Below are 7,054 nucleotides of genomic sequence, written 5' to 3'. Positions count from 1 at the left end.
TTAACTGCTGTTTTTTAAAGGGGCATTTAAAAAACAGCTTGTGCTCTTTGTTTAAATTTTATTTTTATCCTGCTCTTCTCTTTTTAAAGAAGAGCATTTATATCTCAATTAATTATTCTTCTAATTTTCAACTTTTACTATAGCCATTTTGCCATTGTATGGTTTATTTCCTTTGGCCTCTAGTGCCTTGGTTGCCTCTTGTAAACCATCAAACTTTTCATAATAGATATAATATTTACTTGTTGCTACATTGTAGAAGAAATTAATATCTGAACGTCCTGAAGCGACAGCTTTTGTTAAGAATTCATCACGTTTTTCTACACTGTTATGAACTGCAAGAATTAAATAGTAACCGCTATCAGAATTTTTAATATTCTTAATAATCTGCATATTTGACTGCTCTTCTCCAAAATCAAAATCATTTGCTGTCAATGGCGTACTGCTTAATTTCGTTGTCTCCTTTATACGTTTTAAAGCTGCTAAATCTTGACTATATCTTCCCTCATCATTCTCATAAGCCGCACGTTTAATTCTACGTTTACGCTCAATTTCTGTTTCTGTTTTAATACGCTCTAAATCGGCAATTAAAGCAGCTCCTTCTCTTTCCATTTTCAATTGAGCCGCTTTCAATTCGTTTATCTTTTCAAGATAAGCTTTATTCAAAGGATCATCTTTAGGGAACTTTTTAAGTCTTTCATTATAAAGATTAGTCAACTTCGCAATTTCATTTTTCATGCTATTATTAGCATCTGCAATCTGAACTTTTAATGACTCAATTTGACTATTCTCTGCCGCCACACTCTTGAATGGTTTTGGCTCTTTATAAATTCCTTTTTCACTTAAATCATTCTCCTCTTTTAAATCATTCAAGTCTTTTTGCTTATTCGCAACAGTTCCTTTAAACTGATCTAATAAATCGTTCTGTATTTGACTTGTACCTTCAACCGATTTAGTTAAATTTTCAATAGACTTTCCAGTATCATCTTTCGCTTTTGCTGCAGCTGCTGCTTCCGCATCTGCCTTAGCTTTTTCTGCTGCTAATTTTGCTTGACGATCTTCTTCTTCTTTCAATCGTCTAGTCTCTTCTTCTGCTTTTAATCTCTCAGTAGCTTCAGCATCAGCTTTTGCTTTTGCATCTGCTAAAAGTTTAGCTTGAAGTGCTTCCATATCCGCTTTTGCTTTTGCATCCGCAGCTAATTTTGCTTGAAGTGCTTCTGCATCGGCTTTCGTTTTTGCTTCAGCTGCTAATCTTGCTTTTTCTGCTTCAGCGTCGGCTTTCGCTTTTGCATCAGCTGCAAGTTTCGCCTGACGAGCTTCTTCATCTAATCTTGCTTTTTCTTCAGCAGCTTGTTTAGCTTGTAATGCTTGTGCATCTGCCTTAGCTTTTGCTTCTGCCGCTAATCTTGCTTTTTCTGCTTCTGCATCTGCTTTCGCTTTAGCGTCGGCTGCAAGTTTCGCCTGACGTGCCTCTTCATCTAATCTCGCTTTCTCTTCAGCAGCTTGTTTAGCTTGTAATGCTTGTGCATCTGCCTTAACTTTTGCTTCTGCCGCTAATCTTGCTTTTTCTGCTTCAGCGTCTGCTTTTGCTTTCGCGTCAGCTGCAAGTTTCGCCTGACGTGCCTCTTCATCTAATCTCGCTTTCTCTTCAGCAGCTTGTTTAGCTTGTAATGCTTGTGCATCTGCCTTAGCTTTTGCTTCTGCCGCTAATCTTACTTTTTCTGCTTCTGCATCAGCTTTTGCTTTTGCGTCGGCTGCTAATTTCGCTTGGCGCTCTTCTTCTTGTAATTTTTTAGCTTCTGCTTCCGCTTTAGCTTTTGCTGTAGCTTCAGCATCTGCTTTCACTTTTGCATCTGCCAATAATTTTGCTTGTAAAGCCTCCATATCAGCTTTTGCTTTCGCGTCTGCTGCAAGTTTTGCTTGTAACGCTTCTGCATCGGCTTTTGCTTTTGCATCCGCAGCTAATTTCGCTTGACGAGCCTCTTCTTCAACTCTAGCTTTTTCTTCAGCAGCTTGCTTAACTTGTAATGCTTCAGCGTCTGCTTTTGCCTTAGCGTCAGCCGCTAATTTCGCCTGACGAGCTTCTTCTGCAACTCTAGCTTTTTCTTCTGCAGCTTGCTTAGCTTGTAATGCCTCTGCATCCGCTTTTGCTTTTGCTTCAGATGCTAATCTTACTTTTTCTGCTTCCGCATCAGCTTTCGCTTTTGCATCTGCTGCCAATTTCGCCTGACGAGCTTCTTCTGCAACTCTAGCTTTTTCTTCAGCAGCTTGTTTAGCTTGTAATGCCTCAGCATCAGCTTTTGCTTTTGCTTCAGATGCTAATCTTGCTTTTTCTGCTTCAGCGTCGGCTTTCGCTTTTGCTTCTGCTGCAAGTTTCGCTTGACGAGCTTCTTCTGCAACTCTAGCTTTTTCTTCAGCAGCTTGCTTAGCTTGTAATGCCTCTGCATCGGCTTTTGCTTTTGCTTCAGATGCTAATCTTGCTTTTTCTGCTTCCGCATCAGCTTTCGCTTTTGCATCTGCTGCAAGTTTCGCTTGGCGAGCATCTTCTGCTTCTTGTAATTTTTTAGCTTCTGCTTCCGCTTTTGCTTTAGCAGTAGCTTCAGCATCGGCTTTTACTCTTGCATCAGCAATTAATTTAGCTTGCAAAGCTTCCATATCTGCTTTTGCTTTTGCATCTGCAGCCAATCTTGCTTGTTCTGCTTCAGCATCCGCTTTTGCTTTTGCTTCTGATGCTAATCTTACTTTTTCTGCTTCAGCGTCCGCTTTTGCTTTTGCATCAGCATCTAATTTTGCTTTCGCCGCAGCTTCAGCATCTGTTTTTGCTTTTGCTTCAGCAACAAGTTTCGCCTGTAATGCCTCTGCATCAGCTTTAGCTTTTGCTTCAGCAGCTAACTGTGCTTGACGAACTTCTTCATCAGCTTTTGCTTTCGCTTCTTCAGCTTGTTTTATTTTCAATGCTTCTGCGTCAGCTTTCGCTTTTGCTTCAGCAGCTATAAGTGCTTGTCTTGCTTCTGCATCAGCTTTTGCTTTTGCATCTGCAGCTAATTTTTCTTTAAGCGCAGCTTCTTCTGCAACTTTTGCTTTTTGATCTGCTGTCAGTTTAGCTCTATTTGCAGCATCAATAGATGTTTTTGTCTTAGCTTCTGCAGCGGCTTTTGCTTTTGCTTCAGCAGCTAATCTTGCTTGTAAAGCATCTGAATCTGCTTTCGCTTTTGCATCAGCAGCTAAGATTGATTGCATATCTGCAGCCTCTGCTTTCGCTTTTGCATCTGCTTTACGTTTTTCTTCTGCAGCTTCTACTTTTGCTTTATTATCAGCTATTAATTTTAATCTGCGTTCTTCAGCATCAGCTTTTGCTTTTTCTGCCGCCGCCAATCTTGCTTGTCTTGCAGCTTCTGCATCGGCTTTTGCTTTTTCAGCTGCCGCCAATCTCATTTTTGCTGCTGCTTCAGAATTTGCTCTTGCTTTTTCTACTGCTAGTTGTGCAGCTGTTTTTTGCTGTGTTGGTGCTGCTGCATTCGCTGCGGCCGCTTTAGCTTTTGCAGCCTCTGCATCTGCTTTTGCTTTATCTGCCGAAGCTAATTTAGCTTGTAATGCTTCTGCGTCTGCCTTAGCTTTAGCATCAGCAGCTAATTTCAATTTCATTGCTTCAGCATCAGCATGAGCTTTGTCTGCAGCTAACTCTTCTTGTGTTTTTTGTACTGTTGCTCCAGATTTATTTGCTGCTGCTTGCGCTCTCGCAGCCGCTGCCGCATCAACTCGTGCTTTATTATCTGCAGCTAATTTCAATCTGCGTTCTTCCGCATCAGCTCTCGCTTTATCAGCAGCCAATTGCGCTTGTGTTTTTTTAGTTTCCGCTACCGCTTTATTTGCTGCTGCACTCTGTGCTCTAGCGGCTGCTGCTGCATCGGCTTTTGCTTTTGCATCTGCGGCAAGTTTTATTTTTATAGCTTCAGCATCAGCCTTCGCTTTATTATCTGCTTCTAATTTAGCTTTCGCTTTTGCTTCTGCGTCTGCCTTCGCTTTGTTATCTGCTTCCAGTTTAGCTTTCGCTTTTGCTTCGGCGTCTGCCTTAACTTTTTCAGCTGCCACTAATCTTGCTTGTTTTGCTTCGGCATCGGCTTGTGCTTTTGCTTCGGCTGCCAGTCTGTTCTTTTCAGCGATTTCAGCTCTGTTAACCTGAGTTGCCTCCGATTTTGGTTTGGCTGGAACTGATTTTGGCTTAGCTGGATCGATTATCGAACCTTCATCGTCATCTCCGTAATAGTAATTTCTATTTTTGAATTTGTAGGCAATGGCAAATTCATGTGAACCGCCTAGATTAGAGAAATTGCCCATTCCTCTTTCGTAATTATATTCAATAGCAATACTTGGAGAAAGATTAACCCCAAGTCCCGCTGAAACTCCGTATAAAGTGTTATAACCAACTTGTGCCCAAACTCCTTGCTGAAGTGCTAGCATTCCAAGTCCTGAAATAACTGTTTTGTCTTTTTTAATCTCTGTTCTAACGATTCCAGAAAATTTACTTCTGTCAAAAAAACCGTAGCTATCAATATATCCAGTGTACATTGCGTGCAATTGAATTGCTCTTTCTGGATCATCTTTTACCACTCCTGATCCGAAATTGTAAAGTACTAAGTTGTTAATCGATAATCCGAAATCAAGGAAATCTGTCCCGTAGTTAATACCTGGATTAACTGTAAGTAATGTACTTGAAGGATAATCTCCTGTTAGGATATCTGAATCTTCAGAGATAATTTTTCCTTTATTTAAACCACTTTGATAAACGCCAACGTTTAAACCAAAAGTTAAATTACTGTCATCTTGGATAACGATGTTATGAGCGAAATTGGCCACTCCGCCAAAAACAGTCATTAATCCATAATTTTGTTGAAACAAACCAAATGCAAAAGCTTCATTCTCTCTAAAACGTCCAGAATAATTTGCTAAATAGGTTTGTGGAGCATTTTCAAACTGAACCCATTGTCTTTTGTTATAAAAACTAACATAGGGGTTTGATTCTCTAACAAAACTGAAAGTTGGGTTAATTAAATATCTATTAAACTTTAACGAATTTCTTATTGGTAATGAAAACGAAACAACTCCATCCTCAGCTGTATTTTGAGAATAGAGTAAACTTGAAAAACCGTAAAATAAAGTGATGAATAGTAAAAGTTTCTTCATATTATTTTATCACAGTTATTGATCCTTTTTTCTCACCTGTATCCGATTGAATGACATAGTAATAAACTGGATTTACATTTTTAAAATCTATATTGTTTTGAGGCCAATCGCCTTGATAATTTACTACATCTAAAACCTTATCACCGTTTGAGCTAATGATAATTACTTTTGTAGTTGCATTTTTATATTCGTCAGGAATATTCCAATATGGATTCATCCCGCTTAATTTAATAATGTTTGGAATAACTCCAGAAGGAGTAGAATCACCATTAATTCTAAATGAAAACTCTTTACTAGCTATACAGCCAGATACTTGAGAAATTATTACTTTATAGTTCCCTTTTACAGAAATAACATAAGAATTTGCTGTTTGACCAGAAATCAAATTGTTATTCAAATACCACTCATACGTAGCGCCAGTAGCATCTGTTGTAACAGTAACCGTAATAGTCTCGCCTTCGTTCAATTTATATCCATCTTGAGCATCTATTGTTGCCTCAAAACTGTTGCTTTGAAGATCGATACTTCCTATGGCTTTACATCCTCCAAAATCTACTTCTACAGAATAAACTCCAGATTCATTAGTAGAATAAGTACGGGTTGTAGCGCCAGTAATTATTACACCATCTTTTTTCCAAACATAACTATTTCCTGAAGTTGCAGTTAAAACTGTTCCCGTTCCGCTTGCGCAAAATGGATTTCCTAAACTTGAGTCTATTGTTACCGCAGACCCACTGCTTGAAGAAGTAACGTTAACACGATTTGAACTAAAGTTCACATCAGAACATTGTCCATAATCGATTTCTGCATAATACTTTCCTGTACTATTTACCACTAACTCTTTAGAGCTTTGTCCTGCAATTAGAACATCATCTTTGTACCATTTATATTTAATGTTTGCGATTGATGCTGGAGAAGGATCTTCAGTACTAATACTAAGTGTTAAACTGCCGCCAGAACAAAGCATAGCAACATCACTTTTGTTATTAATAAAAAACGAACCTTCAAATTGTTTAAAATAAGCAGGAAAAGAAGTGTTTCCTAAAGAGTTTTTAAATCTAGTACTCGTAACTCCAGTAGAACTTTTAACTCTTAAACTATAAATATCTGAACCAACTAAATCTGTTGGAACCGCATATTTAATTGTTTGTTGGGTTGCAGAAACGTCTATTGTTTGAAGTAACGTTGTAGAAACAGGAGAAGTAAAATTTCCCGCAGCATCTGAAAGCTCAACTACGAACGTCGTACCTGCGGGAAAATCTATATAACTAAAGGTTGCATAAAATTCATTGAACGAGTTACCAGCACAAAGTTTTTCTAGGCCATCAAATGTTTGAGGCACTATCGTTTGGGCATAGGTACTCGATTTAGCAAAGAATAAAATGCTAAATAAAAGTAATAATTTGGTAAAAGATAAAGTAATTTTTTGAATCATATAGTGCGTTTTCTTGCTAAATCTATACGCTCAAAAAACAAGATATCTATAAAAGTTTCAGAAAAATCATATTTGTAATTTTCAATTATGTCTTTTGCAAGAATTGAAGTTGCAGCAAATGATGAATTCTCTTCACAGTTAGATACAGCATTTGACTCAGCTGCTATAGTAAGGCTGTCCTTGGGGTTGGACATCCCTACTATAAACTGATTTAAATTACTTGTCTGGCCATTGTTTTCAACAACAGCACTATTATTATTTTGGTTAATGTTAGCCAAAGTTAAACCACACTCAGAAACAGCAGCCTTAGTAGGATTTTCTGCTGTGTCCTGTGCATATAGAGTTAACGATACAGGCGAAACCAAAAATATTATATATAAAAAATATTTTTTCGTAGATACCATTATGTCTTGATCTTTATTTGGGGTCCTTTATAGA

The 7,054-nt window shown here is 38.1% G+C and carries 3 protein-coding genes; all 3 read right to left on the bottom strand.

What is annotated here, in order from left to right:
- Positions 1-120: 120 nt before the first annotated feature.
- From V6624_RS10120 to V6624_RS10110, 3 genes are read right to left on the bottom strand one after another with little or no spacing between them, the layout of a single operon-like run.
- Positions 121-5,181, bottom strand: a complete 5,061-nt coding sequence (locus V6624_RS10120) for a PorP/SprF family type IX secretion system membrane protein (RefSeq protein ID WP_338841685.1) — start codon at positions 5,179-5,181, stop codon at positions 121-123.
- 1 nt (position 5,182) lies between these two features.
- Complete coding sequence (gene sprC / locus V6624_RS10115; RefSeq protein ID WP_111284232.1) at positions 5,183-6,616, bottom strand: gliding motility protein SprC; 1,434 nt, start codon at positions 6,614-6,616, stop codon at positions 5,183-5,185.
- Positions 6,613-7,020 (bottom strand): hypothetical protein, encoded by a 408-nt coding sequence (locus tag V6624_RS10110; protein WP_239455579.1) that lies wholly within the window; start codon positions 7,018-7,020, stop codon positions 6,613-6,615. Before V6624_RS10110 ends, sprC begins: the two co-directional genes overlap by 4 nt.
- Between the last annotated feature and the right edge of the window lie 34 nt (positions 7,021-7,054).

This window comes from Flavobacterium ginsenosidimutans (assembly GCF_037478105.1).
Taxonomy (GTDB): Bacteria; Bacteroidota; Bacteroidia; order Flavobacteriales; family Flavobacteriaceae; genus Flavobacterium; species Flavobacterium ginsenosidimutans.
Note: the sequence above shows the minus strand (reverse complement) of the source record. Positions and strands in the feature narration are given on the sequence as shown.

Bases quoted from the DNA above. Each gene is read 5' to 3' on its own strand.
- V6624_RS10120 (WP_338841685.1), bottom strand. From the start codon at position 5,181: ATGAAGAAACTTTTACTATTCATCACTTTATTTTACGGTTTTTCAAGT.
- sprC (WP_111284232.1), bottom strand. From the start codon at position 6,616: ATGATTCAAAAAATTACTTTATCTTTTACCAAATTATTACTTTTATTT.
- V6624_RS10110 (WP_239455579.1), bottom strand. From the start codon at position 7,020: ATGGTATCTACGAAAAAATATTTTTTATATATAATATTTTTGGTTTCG.